This window comes from Citrobacter sp. RHBSTW-00017, from assembly GCF_013797615.1.
Classification (GTDB): domain Bacteria; phylum Pseudomonadota; class Gammaproteobacteria; order Enterobacterales; family Enterobacteriaceae; genus Citrobacter; species Citrobacter braakii.
Genome location: NZ_CP056899.1, coordinates 3,964,707 through 3,990,225 on the forward strand (window position 1 = coordinate 3,964,707; position 25,519 = coordinate 3,990,225).

The 25,519-nt window shown below is 50.7% G+C and carries 22 protein-coding genes, 3 tRNA genes and 3 rRNA genes; 13 read left to right on the forward strand and 15 right to left on the reverse strand.

The features are described from left to right. Window positions 1-32 precede the first annotated feature (32 nt). The gene (locus tag HV037_RS19210; RefSeq protein ID WP_016155750.1) at window positions 33-581 is read right to left on the reverse strand and encodes a fimbrial protein; all 549 of its coding nucleotides are present in this window, start codon (window positions 579-581) and stop codon (window positions 33-35) included. Between the two features lie 69 nt (window positions 582-650). Further along, entirely contained in the window at window positions 651-1,199 is a 549-nt protein-coding gene (locus HV037_RS19215) for a fimbrial protein (protein ID WP_016155749.1), read from the reverse strand. Between the two features lie 645 nt (window positions 1,200-1,844). Here HV037_RS19215 and HV037_RS19220 point away from each other — a divergent pair. Together HV037_RS19220 and HV037_RS19225 are read left to right on the forward strand one after the other, a co-directional pair. Then, window positions 1,845-2,633, forward strand: coding sequence for a winged helix-turn-helix domain-containing protein (locus HV037_RS19220; protein ID WP_016155748.1), 789 nt, complete (start codon window positions 1,845-1,847; stop codon window positions 2,631-2,633). A gap of 1 nt (window position 2,634) precedes the next feature. Beyond that, on the forward strand, window positions 2,635-3,153 hold the full coding sequence (locus HV037_RS19225; protein WP_016155747.1) for a hypothetical protein: 519 nt from the start codon (window positions 2,635-2,637) through the stop codon (window positions 3,151-3,153). Between the two features lie 155 nt (window positions 3,154-3,308). On the opposite strand, the gene HV037_RS19230 is transcribed toward HV037_RS19225, so the two are convergent. Together HV037_RS19230 and dnaQ are read right to left on the reverse strand one after the other, a co-directional pair. Then, window positions 3,309-3,385, reverse strand: a tRNA-Asp gene (locus tag HV037_RS19230). A 134-nt stretch (window positions 3,386-3,519) separates the two neighbouring features. Further along, window positions 3,520-4,248: a DNA polymerase III subunit epsilon gene (dnaQ, locus tag HV037_RS19235; protein ID WP_029139417.1), complete on the reverse strand. Its 729-nt coding sequence runs from the start codon at window positions 4,246-4,248 to the stop codon at window positions 3,520-3,522. Window positions 4,249-4,312: 64 nt separating this feature from the next. Between dnaQ and rnhA the strand changes: the two genes are divergently transcribed. After that, window positions 4,313-4,780, forward strand: a complete 468-nt coding sequence (gene rnhA, locus HV037_RS19240; RefSeq protein WP_016151805.1) for a ribonuclease HI — start codon at window positions 4,313-4,315, stop codon at window positions 4,778-4,780. Here rnhA and HV037_RS19245 read toward each other — a convergent pair. After that, window positions 4,777-5,499 (reverse strand): class I SAM-dependent methyltransferase, encoded by a 723-nt coding sequence (locus HV037_RS19245; protein ID WP_019076062.1) that lies wholly within the window; start codon window positions 5,497-5,499, stop codon window positions 4,777-4,779. The two genes, rnhA and HV037_RS19245, sit on opposite strands and share 4 nt — an antisense overlap. A gap of 33 nt (window positions 5,500-5,532) precedes the next feature. Here HV037_RS19245 and gloB point away from each other — a divergent pair, with 33 nt between their 5' ends. Together gloB and mltD are read left to right on the forward strand one after the other, a co-directional pair. Then, entirely contained in the window at window positions 5,533-6,288 is a 756-nt protein-coding gene (gloB, locus tag HV037_RS19250) for a hydroxyacylglutathione hydrolase (protein ID WP_046274999.1), read from the forward strand. Window positions 6,289-6,359: 71 nt separating this feature from the next. Beyond that, window positions 6,360-7,718: a murein transglycosylase D gene (mltD, locus tag HV037_RS19255; RefSeq protein ID WP_029139416.1), complete on the forward strand. Its 1,359-nt coding sequence runs from the start codon at window positions 6,360-6,362 to the stop codon at window positions 7,716-7,718. 49 nt (window positions 7,719-7,767) lie between these two features. Here the strand turns inward: mltD and HV037_RS19260 are convergent, their stop codons facing one another. The 3 genes from HV037_RS19260 to HV037_RS19270 form a co-directional block, all read right to left on the reverse strand. Then, complete coding sequence (locus HV037_RS19260) at window positions 7,768-8,538, reverse strand: class I SAM-dependent methyltransferase (protein WP_049271174.1); 771 nt, start codon at window positions 8,536-8,538, stop codon at window positions 7,768-7,770. A gap of 76 nt (window positions 8,539-8,614) precedes the next feature. Further along, entirely contained in the window at window positions 8,615-9,415 is an 801-nt protein-coding gene (locus tag HV037_RS19265) for an endonuclease/exonuclease/phosphatase family protein (protein WP_029139415.1), read from the reverse strand. A 131-nt stretch (window positions 9,416-9,546) separates the two neighbouring features. After that, on the reverse strand, window positions 9,547-10,722 hold the full coding sequence (locus HV037_RS19270) for an MFS transporter (RefSeq protein ID WP_103284442.1): 1,176 nt from the start codon (window positions 10,720-10,722) through the stop codon (window positions 9,547-9,549). A 104-nt stretch (window positions 10,723-10,826) separates the two neighbouring features. Here HV037_RS19270 and yafC point away from each other — a divergent pair, with 104 nt between their 5' ends. Further along, window positions 10,827-11,741, forward strand: coding sequence for a DNA-binding transcriptional regulator YafC (yafC, locus tag HV037_RS19275; RefSeq protein ID WP_103283488.1), 915 nt, complete (start codon window positions 10,827-10,829; stop codon window positions 11,739-11,741). A gap of 20 nt (window positions 11,742-11,761) precedes the next feature. Here the strand turns inward: yafC and dkgB are convergent, their stop codons facing one another. The 7 genes from dkgB to gmhB form a co-directional block, all read right to left on the reverse strand. Then, window positions 11,762-12,565, reverse strand: a complete 804-nt coding sequence (dkgB, locus tag HV037_RS19280; RefSeq protein WP_049282727.1) for a 2,5-didehydrogluconate reductase DkgB — start codon at window positions 12,563-12,565, stop codon at window positions 11,762-11,764. Window positions 12,566-12,729: 164 nt separating this feature from the next. Continuing rightward, window positions 12,730-12,806: transfer RNA gene (locus tag HV037_RS19285), tRNA-Asp, on the reverse strand. Window positions 12,807-12,861: 55 nt separating this feature from the next. Then, window positions 12,862-12,977 (reverse strand): 5S ribosomal RNA (rrf, locus tag HV037_RS19290). A 94-nt stretch (window positions 12,978-13,071) separates the two neighbouring features. Next, window positions 13,072-15,978 (reverse strand): 23S ribosomal RNA (locus tag HV037_RS19295). A gap of 220 nt (window positions 15,979-16,198) precedes the next feature. Beyond that, window positions 16,199-16,274 (reverse strand) — tRNA-Glu (locus tag HV037_RS19300). An 85-nt stretch (window positions 16,275-16,359) separates the two neighbouring features. Beyond that, a 16S ribosomal RNA gene (locus HV037_RS19305) occupies window positions 16,360-17,901 on the reverse strand. The 16S, 23S and 5S rRNA genes sit together here with 2 tRNA genes alongside, the layout of an rRNA operon. Window positions 17,902-18,265: 364 nt before the next feature. Next, on the reverse strand, window positions 18,266-18,832 hold the full coding sequence (gene gmhB, locus HV037_RS19310; protein ID WP_016151783.1) for a D-glycero-beta-D-manno-heptose 1,7-bisphosphate 7-phosphatase: 567 nt from the start codon (window positions 18,830-18,832) through the stop codon (window positions 18,266-18,268). Between the two features lie 189 nt (window positions 18,833-19,021). Between gmhB and metN the strand changes: the two genes are divergently transcribed. The 7 genes from metN to HV037_RS19345 all read left to right on the forward strand — a co-directional run bounded on the left by metN (window position 19,022) and on the right by HV037_RS19345 (window position 25,493). Then, window positions 19,022-20,053, forward strand: coding sequence for a methionine ABC transporter ATP-binding protein MetN (gene metN, locus HV037_RS19315; protein WP_103283487.1), 1,032 nt, complete (start codon window positions 19,022-19,024; stop codon window positions 20,051-20,053). After that, window positions 20,046-20,699 (forward strand): methionine ABC transporter permease MetI, encoded by a 654-nt coding sequence (locus HV037_RS19320; protein WP_016151781.1) that lies wholly within the window; start codon window positions 20,046-20,048, stop codon window positions 20,697-20,699. Before metN ends, HV037_RS19320 begins: the two co-directional genes overlap by 8 nt. Window positions 20,700-20,743: 44 nt before the next feature. Continuing rightward, window positions 20,744-21,559 (forward strand): methionine ABC transporter substrate-binding lipoprotein MetQ, encoded by an 816-nt coding sequence (metQ, locus tag HV037_RS19325; RefSeq protein WP_006686809.1) that lies wholly within the window; start codon window positions 20,744-20,746, stop codon window positions 21,557-21,559. A 116-nt stretch (window positions 21,560-21,675) separates the two neighbouring features. After that, entirely contained in the window at window positions 21,676-22,080 is a 405-nt protein-coding gene (gene rcsF / locus HV037_RS19330) for an Rcs stress response system protein RcsF (RefSeq protein WP_016151780.1), read from the forward strand. Further along, window positions 22,077-22,784: a tRNA (N6-threonylcarbamoyladenosine(37)-N6)-methyltransferase TrmO gene (tsaA, locus tag HV037_RS19335; protein WP_016155737.1), complete on the forward strand. Its 708-nt coding sequence runs from the start codon at window positions 22,077-22,079 to the stop codon at window positions 22,782-22,784. Before rcsF ends, tsaA begins: the two co-directional genes overlap by 4 nt. Before the next feature lie 113 nt (window positions 22,785-22,897). Further along, a complete protein-coding gene (proS, locus tag HV037_RS19340) occupies window positions 22,898-24,616 on the forward strand; it encodes a proline--tRNA ligase (protein ID WP_016151778.1) in 1,719 nt (572 codons plus the stop codon). A gap of 52 nt (window positions 24,617-24,668) precedes the next feature. After that, on the forward strand, window positions 24,669-25,493 hold the full coding sequence (locus HV037_RS19345) for a YaeF family permuted papain-like enzyme (RefSeq protein WP_103283486.1): 825 nt from the start codon (window positions 24,669-24,671) through the stop codon (window positions 25,491-25,493). The last annotated feature ends 26 nt before the right edge of the window (window positions 25,494-25,519 follow it).

The window sequence follows — 25,519 nt, forward strand, 5'->3', positions numbered from 1 at the left end:
CAAACCTTCAGATACCCGAATTGCAGTGCAGCTCAGAGATAATTCACAACAAAATGCGTGACCGCAGTAAATTCGCCAGATGTCATTCTTCCGTCGCGGGAGATCAAATAAGCCGTAAAATTGAGCATGTTTTTCCCTGGATTAAGCACATAGTCCGGTGATGGCTCACCCAGATGAATTTGCTGTCCGTTGCTGTCATATATTTCTATCGCTAAATTTTCAGTTTCCGATTGCACGCTTAGATAATCTGGATTGTCACTATCCGGTGCGCCAGAAAAGGTAATATTGGCACGTTGAAACAGATTCCCGGGGTGTTGAGAATCCCCTAATGAACATCCCAACAAATGAATGCTGAAATCATGCGCTGATACTTTCTCTGGTTTTCCGGAAATATCTCTGGCTGAGAGATCATCAAATTCAACCAGTAGCGACCGGTCGCGTGGATCGACATAACAGGCAGCCTCAATAATATTTCCGTGCATGCGCATTTTGCCGGGCGTACTGACAAGACGATTGGTGTCAGCCAAAACCCATGCAGGCGATATGAAGATAAAAAGCAGTAAAATTCGCCATCCAGGCATCACCGCATTTCCTTTCAGTTATTCGCAGGAAGGGTTAAGCAGGCGCGTTAATGCGCCTGCTGCAGATCGTTACTGGTAGTCGATCTGGAAATTAACGGTAGATTCGAAATCACCTGGGGTTACCGCAGCAGATGCGTTGTTTGCCTGCAGGTAAGCGACGAAATCAATGTCGGTTTCACCATCGGTAATGTTGACCTGAGAGGCGGCTTGACCCCATTCCACGTCCTGGTTGCCACTGTCAATCATACCGATGCCCGCGCCCTTTGCAGTACCAGAGGTGAACGCAGCTAGTGCGTTGTTGTCTGTATCAATCGTTGCCGGGGTATAAGTCACAGTGGCCGTTTTCGCGACGGTCGTATCACAGCCCTGCAGAACGATTTTGGCATGCTTAACGCCAGCACGTTGGTTGTCTTTTAACTGGGAAGTTGGGATCTCACCAAAATTAACCTGTACCGGGCTGGATTCTGGTGCCAGACCACATGCGGAATTAACCAGAGAACCGGTGAAGTGAATTTTACCGTTAGTCGGTTCGACATTTTTTGCAGCAAAAGCAGAAGAGGCAGTAAAAGTCATTCCCGCCATCAGCGCACAGGCCACAGCCACGTTTTTCATTTTCATATTACTACTTAACCTTATATCTGTTTTTTAGTTATTCCGAAGATCTATTTCCGCAGATAATTTATGTCCGGAAAATCCTGATCTGCAGGTGGCGGTAGCGCATATCCTTGCAAACAATCCATCTCAAGCCGCCCCGTATTTTGAACTTCATTGGTATTCCATCCGAAATACCGTCCACAGTTGTTTACGCTGTTTCGGGGCTTATATTAAGTCGACGGGAAAATGACACAATGCAAAAATCCGGTATTAATCAAACTCAGGGAATCATGTTGTAACACTGTCTGCACAGCGATCGTTTACCTAAAAAACCGCCAAAAATCACGACTTAGCCAGTGTTAGTATCTATCATTTAGCATTTTTATAGAGTTTTTATCTATCAACTATTTTTTTATTTAGCCAGAACAACAGGCAAAATGTATTTATGAAATTTTTGTAAAAATGAAATTGGATATCAAAAGCGAGTAATGACAATAAGATAGTGAAAGAGATGAAGGAGAAAAGAGGATTCTATAAGAGATATTAAAATATTGTTATATAAATATTAATAAAGCGATCTATGGTACAACCATTTTTTATAAATGAATTATGTTATGCTATTGCTTCCCCCACTCGAATGCGAGATATCCTGCTTTAAAGGAGACATCAGTGATTTCTCATATACCAATAAACAAAATTAAATCCGTAATTATTGGTGATGGCTTAGTTTTCAGACCACATAAAAATACCCTAAAAGACCTGGCATCTGGTGAAATGGCCACATTGAATAATGTGGCAACACAATTACTGCTCTATTTGTTGCAAAATGGTAAAGAGATATCCTCGCGTGATGAAATTCTGCTGAATGTTTTTCAGCATAATGGCGCCAGAGCGACGGATGCGAATCTCAATCAGCACATTTCATTTCTGCGCAAAGCAATAACGTCTACGGGTCATCCTGCAGAGCTCATCGTCACAATTCCGCGGATGGGATTTCGGATGGGCGACGCTAATATCAATATTCAGCAACTGGAAGAAGCGCAAGCTCCCGCCAGAATTGCCAATGTTGCATCGACGCTCAACAAAAAGAAACAAAGCCGTTGGCCTGTGGCGATAACCGCGTTAATTACTGGTATCGCCGTGCTGGCGACAGCGTGGTTAACATGGATTCCCAATGAAATCGCCATGACGGACGCGACTATCCTGCGGACTATCGACTATGAACAATGCCGTGTACATATATTAGGAAACGCCCTCACCGACACCATAACCGAAAAGAAAGCGCTGGATATTTTCAAGTCCGTGGGCATTAACCCCGACTGTTCGTACCCAAAAGATCTGTATCTCAATACCTGGGCGAGCAACCATAATCTGGTTGAGTGGTCGTTTGCCGCTGAATGCGGGCTGAACCTCGGCTATTACCATTGCATCAGCCAGTATCGCCATCATGAGGAATGATATGAAGCAAGAAAGCGATCACTCTCCTTTACTATGGTCAGTCGTGATTGCCATTTTTGGGCTGGCGGCTATCGCTTTTTTTATTATCGCCGGGAATGCGAAAAAACAAGAAATCAGTTTTTCCTGCTCCTCGGAATTCACGTCGATACTCGACATCCAGGATACAAAAAAGGTACTCCATGGAATAATGCTGATTACCAGCTACAACTCCGGACACCTTTCATTGTCAGTACAAGGGAAACTCAAAAGTGATGATGGCGAGTTTGCTGTGAACCGAAAACTGTTCTTTCGCTATGCCCGACCACTCGGCCATACCGCCGGTGTTTTCATGCTCACTCCCAACGGACGTGAAAAATCTCCCGATGATGAAGCAACGGATGCTGTCGATTATCTCTTCTTCGACGCTTACGAACGTGCCGACAAGCTGTATATGCTAAAGCACTTGAATGAAGAAACGGTGCTTATCGGCGATAACTTTTCCCCCCGCTTCGCCTGCGTGATGAATCACTTCGCAGGTTGATCTGCCCCTGGATATGCGTCGGGTTAAGGATGACCTGATGTGTTGCCTGCCCGATAGCACGGACGTGGTCGATAAAGTGTGATGATGAGATTATTATTGTGGCGGGCTAAAACGACGAAAGCCTGAATCATTTCTGATTCAGGCTTTCTGAATAGTGGCGGAATGGACGGGACTCGAACCCGCGACCCCCTGCGTGACAGGCAGGTATTCTAACCAACTGAACTACCACTCCGCGTTGTGTTCCGCTTGGGAACGAAGCGAATATTACGGATTGCCTCACGCCTCGTCAACGCTTTTTCTCACGTTTTTTAATCGTTTGCTGCAAAAATCACCCGAATGGTCATTTCCATACGGAAAACGTACAAACTATGCCCGCCAGAGGCAACTTCCGCCTTTCTTCTGCACCAGGTCAAGGCGCGACTCATGGGCCGCTAACTCTTCATCAGTGGCGAAAACAACGCGTAGTTTGCTGGACTGTCGCACAATACGCTGGATCCCCGTGTCATTCTGCTGCTGGCTGTCACCTTCCATTGAGAACGCCATCGTGGTCTGCCCACCGGTCATCATCAGATAAACGTCGGCCAGAATCTGGGCATCGAGCAATGCGCCGTGCAGGGTTCGCTTACTGTTGTCTATTTCATAGCGTGAGCATAACGCATCAAGGCTGTTGCGCTTGCCAGGAAACATTTTCCTCGCCAGCGCCAGGCTATCGGTAATTTTGCAGAATTCGTTTGTCTTCGGAATATCCCGCCTGAGCTTAGCGAATTCGTAATCCATAAACCCGATATCAAACGATGCGTTATGGATGACCAGCTCCGCACCGCGGATGTAGTCGAGAAACTCATCGGCCACATCGGCAAACGTAGGTTTATCAAGCAGGAATTCGTCTGCGATTCCGTGTACACCAAACGCTTCCGGGTCCACCAGCCGATCCGGTTTCAGGTAAACGTGGAAGTTATTCCCGGTCAGGCGGCGGTTCACCACTTCAACCGCACCGATCTCAATGATCTTGTGGCCTTCGTAGTGGGCGCCAATCTGGTTCATACCGGTGGTTTCGGTATCGAGGACGATCTGTCGTGTAATTCCAGTGCTCATAACGGTCATTTATGTCAGACTTATCGTTTGATTTCGATTTGCTAAAACAGGAAGTCTACCAGAGATGCTTAAACAGGTAGAGATTTTCACCGATGGTTCTTGCCTGGGAAATCCAGGGCCAGGTGGTTATGGGGCGATTTTACGCTATCGCGGGCGCGAAAAAACCTTTAGCGAAGGCTACAACCTCACCACCAATAATCGCATGGAGCTGATGGCGGCAATCGTTGCGCTGGAAGCCCTGAAAGAACAGTGTGAAGTGATACTCAGCACGGACAGCCAGTATGTGCGCCAGGGCATTACGCAGTGGATCCACAACTGGAAGAAGCGCGGCTGGAAAACAGCAGATAAAAAACCAGTGAAGAACGTCGATCTGTGGAAACGTCTGGATACCGCGCTGGGGCCGCATCAAATCAAATGGGAATGGGTTAAAGGCCATGCGGGCCATCCGGAAAACGAACGCTGTGATGAGCTTGCGCGCGCTGCTGCAATGCGTCCCACTCAGGATGATATTGGGTATCAGGCTGAGGCTTAAACGTCTGGTTTACGGTATTGCCGGGTTGCGCCAACGGCCTGGCGGATAGGCGTTTTGCTTTTATTTTGTTTCATCGGGTTGAGCGTAAGCGGAATGGTTCGCTTACGCGCAACCACCAGTTGCAAACAGCCCAGCGCAGGGATATGGGCGCTTAACATTTTCCCGCCCTTCTTGTTCCAGGGCAGGACATGAAAACGGCTATAGTGCAGTACTTCAAAATTCAACAATGAGAGCCAGTCCAACTGCCGCATGAGGGTAAACATCCGGCTGTTGTAGGGCGATGTTTTACGCAATACGGGCACCAGTTTACGCAATCCCATCAGACTTACCGGGTTAAAGCCGCTCAGAATCAACCAACCGTCATCAATAAGCACGCGATCGGCTTCATGCAATAAGCGATGTGGATCGGAACACCACGGCAGCGTATGAGCCAACAAACAAACATCCACGGACTTATCGGCAAAGGGCAGATGTAAAGGATCGGCAGTCACCTGCATGGGAGCGCCTTGCAAAGAAACATTTACCTGATGAGAAACCGCGCACGCTTCAGAATTGATTTCTGCGCTTAAATTGCCAATCTTAAGCAGATGAAATCCGTACATTTTTGCGAACCACGGGTTAAGCTGATGCTCCAGCGCCTGACGATAGTGTTCGCCCCAGGGCAAATCATCCCAACTAACGGGCGCTACGACAGTTTGAGGGATCCTTGCCGGTTTCATCACAACCTTCCGTTACGCATTGAGAGGTAATCTATGAATCTTAACAGTATTCCTGCATTTCAGGACAATTACATCTGGGTCCTGTCGAATAATGACAAACATTGTCTGATTGTGGACCCGGGTGAAGCAGAACCTGTTCTGAAAGCTATTGCAGAACATAACTGGGTTCCCGAGGCCATTCTGCTGACACATCATCATCAGGATCACGTGGGCGGCGTGAAAGAACTTCTGCAACATTTCCCACAAATAGCGGTATACGGACCGGCTGAAACGCAAGATAAGGGAACGACGCATATAGTCGAAGATGGCGATATTGCACTCGTTTTGGGGCATGAATTTACGGTAATTGCTACGCCGGGTCACACTTTAGGACATATCTGTTACTTTAGCCACCCTTACCTGTTTTGCGGCGACACGCTCTTCTCCGGTGGCTGCGGTCGGCTTTTTGAAGGCACAGCATCTCAAATGTATCAATCACTTAAAAAACTAAACGCACTTCCTGACGATACATTGATTTGTTGCGCACATGAGTACACATTAGCAAACATGAAGTTTGCCTTAAGCATTCTTCCGCACGATCCGTTCATAAATGAATATTATCGTAAAGTTAATGAGTTACGCGTAAAAAAACAAATGACACTGCCCGTAATTCTGAAAAATGAGCGACGAAATAATCTTTTTTTAAGAACGGAAGATATTGATTTAATTAATGAAATAAATAAAAAAACAATATTGCAACAACCTGAAGAGCGTTTTGCCTGGTTAAGGTCAAAGAAAGATACGTTCTGACAATTCCGGGTTGCCTTTTGAAAACTTCGCCGTTATGATCGGTCGTCTTTTAAGCAACTATTGACACACACATGAAGGCAAAAGCGATATTACTCGCCTCTGTCCTGCTTGTTGGGTGCCAGAATACTGGTAACGTCCAACAACACGCACAGAGCCTTTCTGCAGCTGGTCAAGGGGAAGCAGGAAAGTTTACAAGTCAGGCGCGATGGATGGACGACGGAACATCTATCGCTGCTGATCAAGATTTGTGGGCTTTCATTGGTGACGAGCTAAAGATGGGAATTCCGGAAAACAACCGGATTCGCGAACAGAAACAGAAGTATTTACGCAATAAGAGCTATCTCCACGATGTAACTTTACGGGCAGAGCCGTATATGTACTGGATAGCCGGGCAGGTTAAGAAACGTAACATGCCAATGGAACTGGTACTACTACCCATAGTGGAGAGCGCTTTTGATCCTCACGCAACGTCTGGCGCCAATGCCGCAGGTATTTGGCAGATCATTCCGAGCACGGGGCGCAATTATGGTTTAAAACAGACCCGCAATTATGATGCACGTCGCGACGTTGTGGCTTCCACCACCGCCGCACTGGACATGATGCAGCGTCTGAACAAAATGTTTGATGGCGACTGGCTGCTGACCGTTGCTGCTTATAATAGCGGTGAAGGTCGTGTCATGAAGGCAATTAAAACGAACAAAGCCCGTGGTAAACCCACTGACTTCTGGTCGTTGCCATTGCCTCAGGAAACGAAGCTATATGTGCCAAAAATGCTGGCATTGAGCGATATACTCAAAAACAGCAAACGCTATGGCGTGCGTCTGCCAACAACAGACGAAAGCCGCGCGTTGGCACGTGTTCGCCTGAGTAGCCCGGTTGAAATGGCTCAGGTTGCCGATATGGCAGGTATTTCCGTCAGCAAGCTGAAAACCTTCAATGCAGGCGTGAAAGGCTCCACGTTGGGTGCCAGCGGTCCGCAATATGTGATGGTGCCAAAGAAGCATGCAGAGAAGCTGCGTGAGTCTCTGGCCTCAGGCGAAATTGCAGCCGTGCAGTCAACGTTGGTTGCGGATAACACGCCGCTGAACAGCCGTAGCTACAAAGTTCGCTCTGGCGATACGCTTTCTGGCGTCGCTTCACGTCTTGGCGTGAGCACCAATGACCTTAAGCAGTGGAATAATCTGCGCGGATCATCGCTGAAAGTAGGCCAAAATCTGACGGTGGGCGCTGGTACCAGCGCACAGCGACTGGCGAACAACAGCGATAGCATCACCTATCGTGTGCGTAAAGGCGACTCGCTCTCGAGCATTGCCAAACGCCACGGGGTTAACATCAAGGATGTGATGCGCTGGAACAGCGATACGAACAATCTGCAGCCAGGCGATCAGCTAACGTTGTTTGTGAAAAACAGCGGTATGCCGGACTCCTGATAGCATTGTAGAAATGAAGGCACTGGTTTCCCCCCAGTGCCTTTTTTATTTATCCCGCTTTATGTGCTTCAACCATTATCGTGTCGCTGGTAAACGAGCCATCTTCCTGTAACGCAAAATAGGCTTTCACTTCCGCAGAAGCACTTTGTTGGTATACACGGATCGCGTCGCTCAATGCTGCAGGCGTGCGCATCCGCGCCACCCACGAACTGAACTCCAGCGGCAGACGATCGGTTAACAAGGTATCGGCAATCAGATTGGCGTCATTGATTAACGACAGCCATTCTCCGCTGGAATAGTTGCGTACGTGCGAGGTATCGCGTAACGCCTCCACAGTTTGCAACCAGATGTCACGTACAGGATGGCCTGGCGACATCACATCCATCACAATCAGCACGCCGCCGGGCTTCAGAACGCGGTTCACTTCTCGCAACGCACGCCCGACATCATGCCAGTGATGCGCGGAATAGCGGCTAATCACCACGTCAAATACGTTATCTTCAAACGGCAGGCTTTCAGCATAACCCTGCCGTGTGGCGATATTCTCCAGACCTCTGTCCTTTGCCGCTTCAGTGACCACGTCAAGCATCTGCGACGATAAATCATATGCCACTACCTGCTTTACGTATTGCGCGGCCACAAAGCTGGCGTGCCCCGCTCCGCATCCCATATCCAACACGCGGGCCTGCGGAAATGCCAGCAACCTTTCCCCCAGACGTTGCAAGTCACGACCAGAGGCGTGCACCGCACTGGTTAAGTAGGCATTAGCCTGAGAACCAAACTGTTTTTCGACGTTGTCATGATGAGAGCGTGTTGTCATTGTGTTGTCCTTCGGTTGTTGTGAAATATGAAGGGCAACCATCACAGGCCTGCCCTACGGCAGACCTGACACACCGTTATTGTTCAGGTTTGCCGGGACTGAATTCAACGAGTAGCGGGTTGTGGTCGGAGGCGCGGGTGACCAGCACAGAGGCCTCACTCACGTTCAGACCGCGATAGAACACAAAATCGAGAGGACGACCAAACGCGCGGCGGCGCTGATCGTCGGTAAAGCGCACCTGGCGCAGCGACATTTCACGCGCAAAGCGGTACAGCGCATTCATCCGTCGACGGCTCCAGGCATTAAAATCGCCGGCCATAATCACCGGACCGCTGTGATGAGCAATCTGATCGCCAATGGGAAGTAACTGCTTACTATAGACATCAACGCCAAGGCTAAAGTTAACCGCGTGGATATTCACCACCATTAACAACCGAGTGTCAGGCAACGGGTACACCGTCACCAGCGCCGATTTCGCCAGCCGTAAAATAGGCTCACGCTCGCGCAATGGGCAGCAGTAAACAGGATGGGCGGAGGAGAGTGTCATAACGCCAGAGGGGTGCTGAGGCAGCACAAAGGCGGGAACCTGGTCGGCAGCGAGATAGTTAGTGGTCGCAAACTGCACCAGTTCTGGTGTGGTTTGCGCTTCCTGCAATAACACCAGATGCGCGTCTTTGCCAAAATTCTTCAGCACCGACTGCCACTCAGCTCGCTGCTGTTTAAAAATATTCCATACCAGCACGCGAATGCGATCTTCACTGCTCAACGGTACGCCTGCGGGTAATGCCTGGCCAATATGCGCAAACGAGCCCGGCGGTAAAATCCGCTCGGCGGGTTGTCCGGCAACATAACGCATGGCATAGGTGTTTTTTCGCACTTTAGACTTTCAAACCTCTGTAACGTCAACCAGTCCGCAGCCGGACTGGTTCTTCTGTTATAGGGATTTTAGCACTCACTTTCAACGAACAATTGCAGTTTGTTTTGTAAGTGGGCGCTTACATCAATGATTTACCCCAGAGCAACGTGCGTGGGCTTATCAAGACGGCCGCTCAGCCCCATCAGCAGGAAAGCCACCAGAACAATAAGTGCGCCAATCCATGGTGTCTGCGCCAACCCATAATGCTCGACCGTTTGTCCGCCAATCACGGAACCCAGTGCAATACCAATGTTAAACGCTGCAATGTTCAGCCCTGACGCCACATCAACAGCATTGGGCGTAAATTGTTCCGCTTTCTGTACCACGTAGACCTGCAACCCCGGTACGTTACCGAAGGCAAAGATCCCCATCACCAGAATGGTAGCCAGCGCGGCGTACTGCGTGGAAGCCGTCAGTTGGAAGACCATCAGCAGAACAAACAGTGCGGCGAAAATGAATTTCAACGCAGGAACCGCACCATGTTTATCCGCCAGCTTACCGCCCCAGATATTGCCGATAGCGACTGATACGCCGTAACCCAGTAAGATCCAGCTCACCGCTGCCGGGGAGAAGCCCGCCAGATCCTGCATCATCGGTGCCAGGAAGGTGAAAGCCGTGAACACACCACCGTAGCCCAATGCCGTAACGGCGTAAATCAGCAACAAACGAGGATGAGTCAGCACTTTCACCTGGTCGCGAATGCTGGCGGCCGCTCGACCAGGAATGTTAGCCGGGATCAGTAGTTGGCTACTAATCAGCGCAATCACGCCTAACATTGATACTGCCAGGAAAGTCTCACGCCAGCCAAAGTGCTGGCCGATAAACGTACCCAGCGGCACGCCCGTGACCAACGCAACGGTTAAGCCACCGAACATAATAGCGATAGCGGAAGCCGCTTTTTCTTTTGGCACCAGACTTGTCGCGATAGTGGAACCAATCGAGAAGAATACGCCGTGAGCCAGCCCCGTCAGCAGACGGGCGACAATAAGTGTCATATACCCGGGTGCCTGCCATGCCAGTAAATTCCCCGCCGTAAACAGGACCATCAGCGCGACAAGCAACTTTTTACGTGGCAAGCTTCCGGTCAGAGCGGTCAGCACTGGTGCGCCAATCGCCACACCCAGCGCATAGATTGAAACCAGCATCCCGGCTGAAGGTAACGAGATCGCCAGTTGTTGAGCGATGGTCGGCACCAGGCCAACAATCACAAACTCAGTCGTGCCAATAGCGAAGGCACTTATTGTTAGTGCAAATAATGCGAGAGGCATAAATAACTCCGTAACATCAGTAATCAGATGACACGCAGTATGCCGGGATGTTTTAATAACAAAAATATTCAAAATCTCAATATAATTTTGCGTCAGGTGCAAAAATGAAAGCAACCTCTGAAGAACTTGCGATTTTTGTGGCCGTTGTGGAAAGCGGCAGCTTCAGCCGGGCGGCAGAACAACTCGGTCAGGCTAATTCCGCAGTCAGTCGGGCAGTAAAAAAGCTGGAGATGAAATTGGGTGTGAGTCTGCTTAATCGAACTACCCGACAGCTAAGCCTGACTGAAGAAGGAGAACGCTACTTCAGGCGTGTGCAGCAGATACTGCAAGAGATGGCAGCAGCAGAAACGGAAATCATGGAGTCGCGCAATACCCCGCGCGGCCTGCTGCGTATCGACGCGGCAACGCCGGTGATGCTGCATTTCCTGATGCCGCTAATCAGACCGTTCCGTGAGAGATATCCTGACATGACGTTGTCTCTTGTCTCCTCAGAAACGTTCATCAATCTTATTGAACGAAAAGTGGATGTCGCGATACGAGCAGGTACGCTGACTGACTCGAGCCTGCGTGCGCGTCCGTTGTTTACCAGTTATCGTAAGATTATTGCCTCACCGGACTATATTGCCCGTTTTGGCAAGCCCGAGACCGTCGAACAGTTAAAGCAGCATCTGTGTCTGGGGTTTTCCGAACCCGTTTCACTCAATACCTGGCCGATTGCCCGTAGCGACGGACAGCTCCATGAGGTCGAATGTGGGATTTCTTCCAACAGCGGGGAAACGTTAAAACAGCTTTGCCTGAGCGGCAATGGTATCGCATGTCTTTCAGATTATATGATTGATAAAGAGATCGCGCGGGGAGAACTGGTGGAGCTGCTGGCCGATAAACGTCTGCCGGTAGAAATGCCTTTCAGCGCCGTTTACTACAGCGATCGTGCGGTCAGTACACGCATTCGGGCATTTATAGACTTTTTAAGTGAGTATATAAGAACAGCTCCCGAAGGAGCTGTGAAAGAGGGTTAAAGGTACAGAGGGTCGGGCAATTAATCCCAATCAGGGGCCAGGCCTTCCGGGCTGACCAGACGATCGTTGCAGTCCAGTGCCGCGATCGCTTTTTTATCTTCAGTATCCAGATGCAGGTCCAGCGCCAGCAGGTTGCTTGCCAGGTTTTCACGCTTGGTAGATGAAGGGATCACGGAGTAACCTTCATCCATTGCCCATGCCAGAATAACCTGCGCCGGGGTCGCGTTATGTTTAGCGGCAATACGTGCAATCACTTCATCTTTTAGCGCCTTACCGTAAGCCAGCGTCATGTAAGAGGTGATGTGGATACCGTGCGCTTTAGCCCAGTCAACCACCTTACGACTCTGCAGATACGGAGACAGCTCAATCTGGTTGGTCGCGATATTGTCTGCACCTACTGTAGCAATGGCTTTTTCCATCAGCGGAATAGTGAAATTTGAGACACCAATTTCGCGAGTCAGCCCCTGCTCTTTCGCTTCAAGCAGCGCCTGCATAAATTCTTCAACGGATACCGCATCGCCCGGAGATGGCCAGTGGATCAGCGTCAGATCGACATAATCCGTACGCAGTTTCTTCAGACTTTCTTTCAGACTTGGGATCAGTTTGTCTTTGCTGAGATTTTCAATCCAGATCTTGGTGGTGATGTACAACTCGTTACGCGGTACGCCACTTTCGGCAATTGCCTGACCAACAGCCGCTTCATTTTCATAGATTTGCGCAGTGTCGACAGCACGGTAGCCCAGCTCAAGCGCCGTTTTGACAGAAGCGATAACCACGTCGTCTTTCAGGCGAAACGTACCTAAACCGAATGCAGGGATAGTCATAGAATTCCTCTTGTTAATCACTATGTTCGTTAACTGAGAGGATTATGACCATCAGTTCTTTGCCGAAAAAGAGTGAAAAATGCAGAGGATTTTTGCGGATTCAGCAATAATTAAATCGCTGGAAAAGAAAAAGCCCTGAGCGTTAGCTCAGGGCTCTTAATAAGTGGCGGAACGGACGGGACTCGAACCCGCGACCCCCTGCGTGACAGGCAGGTATTCTAACCAACTGAACTACCGCTCCACCGAATTTCTTTGTCACTACCCGGATTATTCATCCCGGTTTACTGCAATTTAATGCCTGGCAGTTCCCTACTCTCGCATGGGGAGACCCCACACTACCATCGGCGCTACGGCGTTTCACTTCTGAGTTCGGCATGGGGTCAGGTGGGACCACCGCGCTACAGCCGCCAGGCAAATTCTGTCTATCAACACACTTTTCGCATGTCGATGTCATCTGTAATCAAGCTGAATATCGTGTCTCTTCGCCAAAACATCTTCGGCGTTGTAAGGTTAAGCCTCACGGTTCATTAGTATCGGTTAGCTCAACGTATCGCTACGCTTACACACCCGACCTATCAACGTCGTCGTCTTCAACGTTCCTTCAGGACCCTTAAAGGATCAGGGAGAACTCATCTCGGGGCAAGTTTCGTGCTTAGATGCTTTCAGCACTTATCTCTTCCGCATTTAGCTACCGGGCAATGCCATTGGCATGACAACCCGAACACCAGTGATGCGTCCACTCCGGTCCTCTCGTACTAGGAGCAGCCCCCCTCAATTCTCCAGCGCCCACGGCAGATAGGGACCGAACTGTCTCACGACGTTCTAAACCCAGCTCGCGTACCACTTTAAATGGCGAACAGCCATACCCTTGGGACCTACTTCAGCCCCAGGATGTGATGAGCCGACATCGAGGTGCCAAACACCGCCGTCGATATGAACTCTTGGGCGGTATCAGCCTGTTATCCCCGGAGTACCTTTTATCCGTTGAGCGATGGCCCTTCCATTCAGAACCACCGGATCACTAAGACCTGCTTTCGCACCTGCTCGAGCCGTCACTCTCGCAGTCAAGCTAGCTTATGCCTTTGCACTAACCTCCTGATGTCCGACCAGGATTAGCTAACCTTCGTGCTCCTCCGTTACTCTTTAGGAGGAGACCGCCCCAGTCAAACTACCCACCAGACACTGTCCGCAACCCGGATCACGGGTCTACGTTAGAACACCAGCCATTAAAGGGTGGTATTTCAAGGTTGGCTCCATGCAGACTGGCGTCCACACTTCAAAGCCTCCCACCTATCCTACACATCAAGGACCAGTGTTCAGTGTCAAGCTATAGTAAAGGTTCACGGGGTCTTTCCGTCTTGCCGCGGGTACACTGCATCTTCACAGCGAGTTCAATTTCACTGAGTCTCGGGTGGAGACAGCCTGGCCATCATTACGCCATTCGTGCAGGTCGGAACTTACCCGACAAGGAATTTCGCTACCTTAGGACCGTTATAGTTACGGCCGCCGTTTACCGGGGCTTCGATCAAGAGCTTCTCCTTACGGATAACCCCATCAATTAACCTTCCGGCACCGGGCAGGCGTCACACCGTATACGTCCACTTTCGTGTTTGCACAGTGCTGTGTTTTTAATAAACAGTTGCAGCCAGCTGGTATCTTCGACTGATTTCAGCTCCATGAGTAAATCACTTCACCTACATATCAGCGTGCCTTCTCCCGAAGTTACGGCACCATTTTGCCTAGTTCCTTCACCCGAGTTCTCTCAAGCGCCTTGGTATTCTCTACCTGACCACCTGTGTCGGTTTGGGGTACGATTTTGTGTTACCTGATGCTTAGAGGCTTTTCCTGGAAGCAGGGCATTTGTTACTTCAGCACCGTAGTGCCTCGTCATCACACCTCAGCGTTAACAAGACTCCGGATTTACCTGGAATCTCCGCCTACATGCTTAAACCGGGACAACCGTCGCCCGGCTAACATAGCCTTCTCCGTCCCCCCTTCGCAGTAACACCAAGTACAGGAATATTAACCTGTTTCCCATCGACTACGCCTTTCGGCCTCGCCTTAGGGGTCGACTCACCCTGCCCCGATTAACGTTGGACAGGAACCCTTGGTCTTCCGGCGTGCGGGTTTTTCACCCGCATTATCGTTACTTATGTCAGCATTCGCACTTCTGATACCTCCAGCATGCCTCACAGCACACCTTCAACGGCTTACAGAACGCTCCCCTACCCAACAACACATAGTGTCGCTGCCGCAGCTTCGGTGCATGGTTTAGCCCCGTTACATCTTCCGCGCAGGCCGACTCGACCAGTGAGCTATTACGCTTTCTTTAAATGATGGCTGCTTCTAAGCCAACATCCTGGCTGTCTGTGCCTTCCCACATCGTTTCCCACTTAACCATGACTTTGGGACCTTAGCTGGCGGTCTGGGTTGTTTCCCTCTTCACGACGGACGTTAGCACCCGCCGTGTGTCTCCCGTGATAACATTCTTCGGTATTCGCAGTTTGCATCGGGTTGGTAAGTCGGGATGACCCCCTAGCCGAAACAGTGCTCTACCCCCGAAGATGAGTTCACGAGGCGCTACCTAAATAGCTTTCGGGGAGAACCAGCTATCTCCCGGTTTGATTGGCCTTTCACCCCCAGCCACAAGTCATCCGCTAATTTTTCAACATTAGTCGGTTCGGTCCTCCAGTTAGTGTTACCCAACCTTCAACCTGCCCATGGCTAGATCACCGGGTTTCGGGTCTATACCCTGCAACTTAACGCCCAGTTAAGACTCGGTTTCCCTTCGGCTCCCCTATTCGGTTAACCTTGCTACAGAATATAAGTCGCTGACCCATTATACAAAAGGTACGCAGTCACCCCATAAAGAGGCTCCCACTGCTTGTACGTACACGGTTTCAGGTTCTTTTTCACTCCCCTCGCCGGGGTTCTTTTCGCCTTTCCCTCACGGTACTGGTTCACTATCGGTCAGTCAGGAGTATTTAGCCTTGGAGGATGGTCCCCCCATATTCAGACAGGATACCACGTGTCCCGCCCTACTCTTCGAGTTCACAACACATGCACTTTTGTGTACGGGGCTGTCACCCTGTATCGCCGGACTTTCCAGACCGTTCCACTACCACACATGCTGATTCAGACTCTGGGCTGCTCCCCGTTCGCTCGCCGCTACTGGGGGAATCTCGGTTGATTTCTTTTCCTCGGGGTACTTAGATGTTTCAGTTCCCCCGGTTCGCTTCATTACGCTATGTATTCACGTAATGATAGTGTGACGAATCACACTGGGTTTCCCCATTCGGAAATCGCCGGTTATAACGGTTCATATCACCTTACCGACGCTTATCGCAGATTAGCACGTCCTTCATCGCCTCTGACTGCCAGGGCATCCACCGTGTACGCTTAGTCGCTTAACCTCACAACCCGAAGATGTTTCGTAAAACACTTCAGTGTTGCGAAAATTTGAGAGACTCGGACACACCGCTTTTCATTTCTTGTTTACGGAGAAATGAAACAGTGTTTCGTTTCAATTTTCAGCTTGATCCAGATTTTTAAAGAGCAAATATCTCAAACGAGACTCGAAAGTCTGTTTTGAGATACTTCGGTCGGCGACTTTCACTCACACATACCAGCAAGTGGCGTCCCCTAGGGGATTCGAACCCCTGTTACCGCCGTGAAAGGGCGGTGTCCTGGGCCTCTAGACGAAGGGGACACTGAAGTCTCAATCGCAAGACGCCTTGCTATTTACTTTTCATCAGACAATCTGTGTGAGCACTACAAAGAACGTTTCTTTAAGGTAAGGAGGTGATCCAACCGCAGGTTCCCCTACGGTTACCTTGTTACGACTTCACCCCAGTCATGAATCACAAAGTGGTAAGCGCCCTCCCGAAGGTTAAGCTACCTACTTCTTTTGCAACCCACTCCCATGGTGTGACGGGCGGTGTGTACAAGGCCCGGGAACGTATTCACCGTGGCATTCTGATCCACGATTACTAGCGATTCCGACTTCATGGAGTCGAGTTGCAGACTCCAATCCGGACTACGACATACTTTATGAGGTCCGCTTGCTCTCGCGAGGTCGCTTCTCTTTGTATATGCCATTGTAGCACGTGTGTAGCCCTACTCGTAAGGGCCATGATGACTTGACGTCATCCCCACCTTCCTCCAGTTTATCACTGGCAGTCTCCTTTGAGTTCCCGGCCGGACCGCTGGCAACAAAGGATAAGGGTTGCGCTCGTTGCGGGACTTAACCCAACATTTCACAACACGAGCTGACGACAGCCATGCAGCACCTGTCTCAGAGTTCCCGAAGGCACGTTCGCATCTCTGCAAACTTCTCTGGATGTCAAGAGTAGGTAAGGTTCTTCGCGTTGCATCGAATTAAACCACATGCTCCACCGCTTGTGCGGGCCCCCGTCAATTCATTTGAGTTTTAACCTTGCGGCCGTACTCCCCAGGCGGTCGACTTAACGCGTTAGCTCCGGAAGCCACGCCTCAAGGGCACAACCTCCAAGTCGACATCGTTTACGGCGTGGACTACCAGGGTATCTAATCCTGTTTGCTCCCCACGCTTTCGCACCTGAGCGTCAGTCTTTGTCCAGGGGGCCGCCTTCGCCACCGGTATTCCTCCAGATCTCTACGCATTTCACCGCTACACCTGGAATTCTACCCCCCTCTACAAGACTCTAGCCTGCCAGTTTCGGATGCAGTTCCCAGGTTGAGCCCGGGGATTTCACATCCGACTTGACAGACCGCCTGCGTGCGCTTTACGCCCAGTAATTCCGATTAACGCTTGCACCCTCCGTATTACCGCGGCTGCTGGCACGGAGTTAGCCGGTGCTTCTTCTGCGAGTAACGTCAATTGCTGCGGTTATTAACCTCAACACCTTCCTCCTCGCTGAAAGTACTTTACAACCCGAAGGCCTTCTTCATACACGCGGCATGGCTGCATCAGGCTTGCGCCCATTGTGCAATATTCCCCACTGCTGCCTCCCGTAGGAGTCTGGACCGTGTCTCAGTTCCAGTGTGGCTGGTCATCCTCTCAGACCAGCTAGGGATCGTCGCCTAGGTGAGCCGTTACCCCACCTACTAGCTAATCCCATCTGGGCACATCCGATGGCAAGAGGCCCGAAGGTCCCCCTCTTTGGTCTTGCGACGTTATGCGGTATTAGCTACCGTTTCCAGTAGTTATCCCCCTCCATCGGGCAGTTTCCCAGACATTACTCACCCGTCCGCCACTCGTCACCCAAGGAGCAAGCTCCTCTGTGCTACCGTTCGACTTGCATGTGTTAGGCCTGCCGCCAGCGTTCAATCTGAGCCATGATCAAACTCTTCAATTTAAGTTTGATGCTCGTGAATTAAACTTCGTAATGAATTACGTGTTCACTCAGAGACTTGGTATTCATTTTTCGTCTTGCGACGTTAAGAATCCGTATCTTCGAGTGCCCACACAGATTGTCTGATAAATTGTTAAAGAGCAGTTGCGACGCGCTTTAGCGCTCTGTCGCGAGGTGGCGTATGTTACGCTTTCCTCTTTCAGAGTCAACCCTCATTTTCAGGTTTTTCTCTTCAACCGAACCGGCTGTTTGTGTGAAGTGATTCACATCCGCCGTGTCGATGGAGGCGCATTATAGGGAGTCGACTCAGGAAGACAAGCGGAAAAATGCATTTTTGTTTCAACCGCTCACCTTTTATCCATTGCGCTTACTTTTGCTGCTTTTTTATCGCCATTGGCAGGTCTGCCAGACTATTTATGACCAAATCTGCCGCATTTTCTGCTTCCGGCGTAACAGGTTTGCCCGTGCGCACCAGAACCTTCGTTCCAACATTCGCCGCTGCCGCTGCCTGCATATCTTCTATCTTGTCGCCTACCATATAGGAAGCGGCCATATCGATATGCAGGAAGTCTCGGGCGGAGATCAACATTCCAGGATGCGGTTTACGACAGTCGCAGACCTGACGATACTCTTCTACTGTGCCCTGCGGATGATGCGGGCAATAGTAGATACCATCCAAATCAACGTCGCGATCGGCCAGCGACCAGTCCATCCATTCGGTCAACGTTTCAAACTGTGCCTCAGTAAATTTGCCACGAGCGATACCAGACTGGTTTGTCACGATAATGAGCGCGTAACCCATATTTTTAAGTTCACGCATGGCATCAATAACGCCGTCGATAAACTCGAACTCGTCAATCTCATGTACGTAACCGTGGTCCACATTAATGGTGCCGTCGCGGTCGAGAAAAATTGCGGGTACAGATTTTGCCACCTTTTATAGCTCCTGAATAAGGCATGTGGCTCTAGTATCGCATGTTTCGGCGGGCAAGAAAGTGCTCATCGTGCAAAGCTAGATTGATTTAGACGTCTGGATGCCTTAACATCCATCTTGTTGACGGCTTCGACCGTCCCAGACAGACGAAAATGCCACGGCTAACTTAATTACGATAATAAATAACCAATGATTAAACTTTCGAATATCACCAAAGTGTTCCAGCAGGGGACTCGCACCATTCAGGCGCTAAATAAAGTCAGCCTGCACGTTCCTGCCGGGCAGATTTATGGCGTCATTGGCGCCTCCGGTGCCGGTAAAAGTACGCTCATTCGCTGCGTTAACTTACTTGAACGCCCAACCGAGGGCAGTGTTCAGGTTGGCGGTCAGGAGCTGACGACGCTTTCTGAATCCGAGCTGACTAAAGCTCGCCGTCAAATCGGCATGATTTTCCAGCACTTTAACCTGCTTTCTTCCCGTACCGTGTTTGGCAACGTCGCGCTGCCGCTGGAACTGGATAACACGCCAAAGGAAGAGATCAAACGCCGTGTAACAGAACTGCTGGATTTAGTCGGCCTTGGCGACAAGCACGACAGCTACCCGGCCAACCTTTCCGGCGGACAAAAACAGCGAGTGGCGATTGCGCGTGCGCTGGCCAGCAATCCAAAAGTGTTGCTGTGTGATGAAGCCACCAGCGCACTTGATCCGGCAACAACCCGCTCGATTCTGGAATTATTGAAAGACATTAACCGTCGTTTGGGACTCACCATTCTGCTGATTACCCATGAGATGGACGTTGTAAAACGCATTTGTGACTGCGTAGCGGTCATCAGTAATAGTGAGCTGATTGAGCAGGACACCGTCAGCGAAGTGTTCTCCCACCCGAAAACGCCGCTGGCACAGAAATTTATCCAGTCCACGCTACACCTGGATATCCCGGAAGATTATCTGGAACGTTTAAAAGCAAAGCCAGAAGCCGACAGCGTGCCAATGCTGCGCATGGAATTCACCGGTCATTCGGTTGATGCGCCATTACTTTCGGAGACGGCCCGTCGTTTTAACGTGAATAACAACATTATTAGCGCGCAGATGGATTACGCCGGCGGCGTGAAGTTCGGCATCATGCTGACTGAAATGCACGGCACACAGGAAGATACACAAGCAGCCATTAACTGGTTGCAGGAACACCATGTAAAAGTAGAGGTACTGGGTTATGTCTGAGCCGATGATGTGGCTACTGGTTCGCGGCGTATGGGAAACGCTGGCAATGACCTTTGTGTCCGGTTTTTTTGGTTTTGTGATTGGCCTGCCGGTTGGCGTGTTGCTGTACGTAACGCGGCCGGGGCAAATCATTGAGAACGCGAAGCTCTACCGCACGCTCTCTGCACTGGTGAATATTTTCCGTTCCATCCCGTTCATTATCTTGCTGGTGTGGATGATTCCGTTCACCCGCATGATCGTTGGCACCTCTATTGGGCTGCAGGCCGCTATCGTCCCGCTGACCGTCGGCGCCGCGCCGTTTATCGCCCGTATGGTGGAAAACGCGCTGCTCGAAATCCCGACCGGGCTGATTGAAGCCTCCCGTGCAATGGGCGCCACGCCGCTGCAAATTGTACGTAAGGTATTACTTCCAGAAGCACTGCCTGGACTGGTCAATGCGGCCACCATCACCCTTATCACGCTGGTGGGGTATTCCGCGATGGGCGGTGCCGTCGGTGCCGGTGGCCTTGGCCAGATTGGTTATCAGTACGGTTATATTGGCTACAACGCTACCGTCATGAATACAGTGCTGGTATTGCTCGTCATTCTGGTTTATTTAATTCAGTTATCCGGTGATCGCATCGTCCGGGCTGTCACGCACAAATAACGTTGCACACAACACTAAAAACTCATTAAGAAAAGGAAATAAGCATGGCGTTCAAATTCAAAACCTTTGCGGCAGTTGGAGCCCTGATCGGTTCTCTGGCACTTGTGGGTTGCGGTCAGGATGAAAAAGATCCTAACCACATCAAAGTGGGCGTTATTGTTGGCGCAGAGCAGCAGGTCGCAGAAGTCGCGCAGAAAGTGGCTAAAGAAAAATACGGTCTGGACGTTGAGCTGGTCACGTTTAACGATTACGTCCTGCCTAACGAAGCACTGAGCAAAGGCGATATTGATGCTAACGCCTTCCAGCACAAACCGTACCTGGATCAACAGATCAAAGATCGCGGCTACAAACTGGTTGCCGCAGGTAATACTTTTGTTTACCCGATTGCGGGCTACTCTAAAAAAATCAAATCACTGGATGAGTTGCAGGAAGGCTCTCAGGTCGCGATTCCAAACGATCCGACTAACCTTGGCCGCTCCCTGCTGCTGCTGCAAAAAGTGGGCTTAATCAAACTGAAAGACGGTGTTGGTCTGCTGCCGACCGCGCTGGACGTGATTGAAAACCCGAAAAACCTGAAGCTGGTTGAACTGGAAGCGCCGCAGCTGCCGCGTTCCTTGGACGATGCACAAATCGCACTGGCGGTCATCAACACGACCTACGCCAGCCAGATCGGCCTGACCCCGGCTAAAGACGGTATCTTTGTTGAAGATAAAGATTCTCCGTACGTAAACCTGATCGTGACTCGTGAAGACAATAAAGATGCTGAGAATGTGAAGAAATTCGTTCAGGCATACCAGTCTGACGAAGTGTACGAAGCAGCAAACAAAGTCTTCAACGGCGGTGCTGTTAAGGGCTGGTAATTTTAGGCTGTTTCCAGAATCTGTAATATCATCAGGACGGGCGCTTGCCCGTCTTGTCATTTATGCAAGCACCTGATTCAATATCTGACGTTTAGATCATTCATTGAGGAAATATTATGCGTGCTTTACCGATCTGTTTAGTAGCACTCATGCTGAGCGGCTGTTCTATGTTAAGCAGATCCCCTGTTGAACCCGTTCAAAGCACCGCTACCCCGCCTAAAGCGGAGCCGGAAAAACCCAAAGCACCGCGCGCGGCGCCGGTAAGAATCATTACTAACGCTGAAGATTTAGTTGGCAAACCGTTCCGCGATCTCGGCGAAGTCAGCGGCGAATCCTGCCAGGCATCCAACCAGGATTCTCCGCCGAGCATTCCAACCGCACGCAAACGCATGCAGATTAACGCATCTAAAATGAAAGCAAATGCGGTATTGCTGCACAGTTGTGAAGTAACCAGCGGAACGCCGGGTTGCTATCGCCAGGCGGTTTGCATCGGTTCTGCACTGAACATTTCGGCGAAATGAGCCATTTTCAGTTCGAGCAAATAGGCGTTATCCGCTCACCTTATAAAGAAAAGTTCGCCGTTCCACGCCAGCCGGGTCTGGTGAAAAGTGCCAACGGTGAACTGCATTTGCTCGCACCTTATAACCAGGCCGATGCCGTTCGCGGCCTGGAAGCCTTCAGCCATTTGTGGGTGATTTTTGTTTTTCACCAGACAATGGAAGGTGGATGGCGTCCAACCGTGCGCCCTCCCCGTCTTGGCGGCAATGCCAGAATGGGCGTCTTTGCCACGCGTTCAACGTTTCGTCCGAACCCTGTTGGCATGTCGTTGGTTGAGCTGCGGGGCATCCGTTGCCATAAAGAGCACGTAATCCTTGAGCTCGGCGGGCTGGATCTTGTTGATGGCACGCCGGTAGTGGATATAAAACCGTATCTGCCGTTTGCCGAATCGCTGCCTGATGCTCGCGCCAGCTATGCTCAGGACGCGCCGCAGGCCAGTGTAGACGTGACGTTCAGTGAAGAGCTCGCTGAGCAACTCCCAAAGCTCGAACAGCGTTACCCGCATCTTCGTCAGTTTATTGCCGAAGTGCTGGCGCAGGATCCGCGTCCTGCCTACCGTAAAAACGAGGAAGAAGGTAAAACCTATGCCGTCTGGTTGCTGGACTTTAACGTCCGCTGGCGCGTGACGCCGTCAGGATTTGAGGTCTTTGCTCTGGAAGCCCGCTAATTTGCATCGCGTACTCTTTTGACATCCCCTTCTCGCTGGTAAACTAAACCACTTTTGTTTTGTGCCAGGCTCATTTTGAGCCTGTTCGATCGTTCAACTGGAACCGTAACAACATGCGTACTAGCCAATATCTGCTCTCCACTCTGAAGGAGACACCTGCCGACGCCGAGGTCATCAGCCACCAGCTGATGCTGCGCGCCGGGATGATCCGCAAGCTGGCCTCCGGGTTATATACCTGGCTGCCGACCGGCGTGCGCGTCCTGAAAAAAGTCGAAAACATCGTGCGTGAAGAGATGAACAACGCCGGTGCGATCGAGGTGTTGATGCCGGTCGTTCAGCCTTCTGAACTGTGGGAAGAGAGCGGCCGTTGGGAACAATACGGCCCGGAACTGCTGCGTATTGCTGACCGTGGCGATCGTTCGTTCGTACTCGGCCCAACGCATGAAGAAGTGATCACCGACCTGATCCGTAATGAGCTGAGCTCTTACAAACAACTGCCGCTGAACTTCTATCAGATCCAGACCAAATTCCGTGACGAAGTGCGTCCGCGCTTCGGCGTGATGCGTTCCCGCGAATTCCTGATGAAAGATGCCTACTCTTTCCACACTTCTCAGGAATCTCTGCAGGAAACCTACGACGCGATGTACGCTGCGTACAGCAAAATCTTCAGCCGTATGGGGCTGGATTTCCGTGCGGTACAAGCGGATACCGGTTCTATCGGCGGCAGCGCCTCTCACGAATTCCAGGTGCTGGCGCAGAGCGGTGAAGACGATGTGATCTTCTCTGACTCTTCCGACTATGCGGCAAACATCGAATTTGCCGAAGCTGTTGCACCGAAAGAACCGCGCGCCGCTGCAACGCAGGAAATGACGCTGGTTGATACGCCGAACGCTAAAACCATCGCCGAGCTGGTTGAACAATTCAACCTGCCTATCGAGAAAACCGTGAAAACCCTGCTGGTGAAAGCGGTTGAAGGCAGCAGCTACCCGCTGGTTGCGCTGCTGGTTCGTGGCGATCACGAGCTGAACGAAGTCAAGGCGGAAAAACTGCCGCAGGTTGCCAGCCCGCTGACCTTCGCCACCGAAGAAGAAATTCGTGCGCTGGTTAAAGCAGGTCCTGGATCTCTGGGTCCGGTGAACATGCCGATTCCGGTGGTTATCGACCGTACCGTTGCGGTAATGAGCGATTTTGCTGCCGGTGCCAACATCGACGGTAAACACTATTTCGGTATCAACTGGGATCGCGATGTGGCCACCCCGGAAGTAGCTGACATTCGTAACGTGGTCGCCGGCGATCCAAGCCCGGATGGCAAAGGTACGCTGATGATCAAACGCGGTATCGAAGTGGGCCACATCTTCCAGTTGGGTACCAAGTACTCTGAAGCGATGAAAGCCGCCGTTCAGGGAGAAGATGGTCGTAACCAGACGCTGACCATGGGCTGCTACGGTATCGGGGTCACTCGCGTTGTGGCTGCCGCGATTGAACAGAACTACGACGATCGCGGCATTGTATGGCCAGACGCCATTGCCCCGTTCCAGGTTGCTATTCTGCCGATGAACATGCACAAATCCTACCGTGTGCAGGAGCTGGCTGAAAAGCTGTACGCGGAGCTGCGCGCGCAGGGTATTGAAGTGCTGATGGACGATCGTAAAGAGCGTCCAGGCGTGATGTTTGCTGATATGGAGCTCATCGGTATTCCGCATACCATCGTGCTGGGCGACCGTAACCTCGACAACGACGATATCGAATACAAATACCGTCGTAACGGCGAGAAAGAGCTGATTAAAACCGGCGACATCGTCGACTACCTGGTCAAAGCTATTAAAGGCTAATACCAGCACAAGGCCCTGAGGATCAGGGCCTTTTTTACATGGATTGTATAAAATGCCTAAACCAACGGCGTATTACCGCCTGCTCCTCCCCTTCGTTCTTCTGCTTTCAGCCTGCACGATTGACGTCAGTCAGCAAAATTCATCAGCAACCGCTGTTGATGCCCAGGCAAAGAAATGGGAGATAAAACTCCAGCATCAAAGCTCATTTACCGATCAAGCGCTGCATGAAATTACGGATACCGACCTCAGGCCGGGCGACCTGCTGTTCTCCTCCAGTCTTGGGGTGACCTCATTTGGTATTCGCGCGTTCAGCACCTCTTCTGTCAGCCATGTCGCCGTTTACCTTGGCGATAATGAAGTTGCCGAAGCGACCGGGGCGGGAGTACAAATCATTTCGCTCAAAAAGGCTGAAAATCACAGCGATAAGCTTTTTGCTCTGCGGGTCCCCAACCTCACACCGCAGCAGGCCGAAGAAATCAAAACATTCGCTTATAAAATCAAAGATAGCGGCTATAACTACCGCGGCATCGTCGAATTTATTCCGTTTATGGTGACCCGGCAAATATGTTCATTGAATCCTTTCTCAGAGGATTTTCGCCAGCAATGCGTCAGCGGGCTGGCAAAAGCACAGTTGAACAATACCAGTGAAGGAGAAAAGAAGGCGTGGTTTTGCTCCGAATTTGTAACCGATGCGTTTGCCACAGCCGGGCATCCGCTAACAATGGCGCAGCCGGGTTGGATTAGCCCTTCCGACCTGATGCATATGCGCGAAGGTGACATTTCAGCGTTTAAGTCTGAAACGCAGCTACAGTATATCGGCCACCTGAAGTTAGGGATTTATATCAAAACCAGCCGTTTTGTTGGATTGATCCGATAAGGAAAAACTGTCCGGCGATCGCCCGG